Annotated in this window: 1 protein-coding gene; it reads left to right on the forward strand. The window is 56.6% G+C overall.

Annotated elements, in window-relative coordinates; translation table 11 throughout:
* Positions 1–1542: VCBS domain-containing protein (locus Q4488_RS18710; protein WP_303582111.1), on the forward strand; the 1542-nt coding region annotated here is incomplete at both ends.

Genomic DNA, 1542 nt, shown 5'->3' on the forward strand with positions numbered 1-1542 from the left:
ACCCTGACTTACGGCTTGGTCGATGGTACGGATAATAGTCTTGGCATTTACAGTAAAGCTGGCACCTACGGCACCTTAAGTTTAAATATCAACACGGGTGCTTATAGCTACAGCAAAGACGCCGCAGCGATCGAAGCCTTGGATGCGGGCGATACCGACAGTGATCTGTTCACCCTGACGGTCACCGATGCGGATGGTGCCTTGGTCACGCAGAACTTTACCGTCAATGTCACCGGTGCCGATGATGCACCGACCCTCGATGCGGTCACCAGCGGCTCGATTGCCGAAGTGGATCAGTCTAGTTCGACTACGGACGCGAATCTCAGTGGCACCATGAGTGGTGCGGATGTCGATGATGGCGACACTCTGACTTACGGTATTGATACCGGATCGGTGACCGGTACCACGGCCACCTTGGCGGGGACTTACGGCACCTTAACCTTAGATACATCCACCGGTGACTACAGCTACAGCAAAAACGCTGCCGCGATCGAAGCCTTGGATGCAGGTGATACCGACAGTGATCTGTTTACGCTGACGGTCACCGATGCCGATGGTGCCTTGGTTACACAAACCTTTACGGTCAACGTCACCGGTGCAGATGATGCACCGACCCTGGATGCGGTCACCAGCGGCTCGATTGCCGAAGTGGATCAATCTAATTCGACTACGGACGCGAATCTCAGCGGCACCTTGAGTGGTGCGGATGTCGATGATGGCGACACTCTGACTTACGGTATTGATACCGGATCGGTGACCGGTACCACGGCCACCTTGGCGGGGACTTACGGTACGCTAACACTGGATACGGTGAGCGGCGACTACAGCTACAGCAAGAATGCAGCAGCGATCGAAGCCCTGGATGCGGGTGATACCGACAGTGATCTGTTTACGCTGACGGTCACCGATGCGGATGGCGCACTAGTGACGCAGACCTTTACCGTCAACGTCACCGGTGCCGATGATGCACCGACCCTCGATGCGATCACCAGCGGCTCGATTGCCGAAGTGGATCAATCTAGTTCGACTACGGACGCGAATCTCAGCGGCACCTTGAGTGGCGCGGATGTCGATGGTGATACCTTAACCTACGGTATTGATACTGGGGCGGTCACGGGTACCACCGCCACCTTGGCGGGGGCTTACGGTACGCTGACACTGGATACGGCCAGCGGTGACTACAGCTACAGCAAAAACGCTGCCGCGATCGAAGCGTTGGATGCAGGTGATACCGACAGTGATCTGTTCACCCTGACGGTCACCGATGCAGATGGTGCCTTGGTCACCCAGACTTATACGGTCAACGTCACTGGTGCGGATGATGCGCCGACCCTCGATGCGATCACCAGCGGTTCGATTGCCGAAGTGGATCAGTCCAGCAGCACGACCGATGGGAATCTCAGCGGCACCTTAAGTGGCGCCGATGTCGATGGTGATACCTTAACCTACGGTATTGATACTGGGACGGTCACGGGTACCACCGCCACCTTGGCGGGGACTTACGGTACGCTGACCCTGGATACTTCCTCCGGTGACTACAGC

The organism is Amphritea sp. 1_MG-2023 (assembly GCF_030547545.1).
GTDB lineage: Bacteria > Pseudomonadota > Gammaproteobacteria > Pseudomonadales > Balneatricaceae > Amphritea.